The 603-nt window shown below is 64.0% G+C and carries 2 protein-coding genes; both read left to right on the plus strand.

What is annotated here, in order from left to right:
• Window positions 1–337 (plus strand): ABC transporter permease subunit (locus EN749_RS36865; RefSeq protein ID WP_128365118.1); only part of this gene is annotated, 337 nt, incomplete at its 5' end.
• Window positions 334–603, plus strand: a 270-nt coding sequence (locus tag EN749_RS36870) for an ATP-binding cassette domain-containing protein (protein WP_128365120.1), incomplete at its 3' end; no start/stop codon positions are given. The genes EN749_RS36865 and EN749_RS36870, both read left to right, overlap by 4 nt.

Raw genomic sequence — 603 nt, forward strand, 5'->3', positions numbered from 1 at the left:
CATCTACAGCCAGATGGGCGACCACCAGATCAACATCGAGCGTGCCGCGCGCGACCTCGGCGCGCCGGAATGGAAGGTGCTGCTGCTGATCACCGTGCCGGTCATGGCGCCCGCCATCTTCGCCGGCTTCTTCCTGTCGATGACCTTCTCCTGGGACGAGTTCGTGATCTCCTTCCTGCTCACCCGCTTCGACACCACGCTGCCGGTCGAAATCTGGAACCTGCTGCGCTCCGGCCTCAACCCCAAGACCAACGCCGTCGGCTCGCTGGTCTTCGCCGTCTCCATCGTGCTGGTCGTGCTGTTCGAATTGACATTGCTGCGCAGGAGAAAGGCATGACTGCGCCTTTGGTCGATATTCGTGCCGTCTCGCATCGCTTCGGCCAGCACACCGTGCTGAAGGACGTTTCGCTGCAGATCGAGCCCGGCAGCTACACGATCCTGCTCGGGCCGTCCGGCTCCGGCAAGACGACGCTGCTCTCCATTCTGGGCGGCTTCGTCACCCCCAGCGAAGGCAAGGTGTTCATCCGTGGCGAGGACTGCACCTCGGTGCCGCCGGCCAAGCGGCCGACGACGACGGTGTTCCAGGACTATGCGCTGTTCCCG

This window comes from Mesorhizobium sp. M7A.F.Ca.ET.027.02.1.1 (genome assembly GCF_004022985.1).
Lineage (GTDB): Bacteria > Pseudomonadota > Alphaproteobacteria > Rhizobiales > Rhizobiaceae > Mesorhizobium.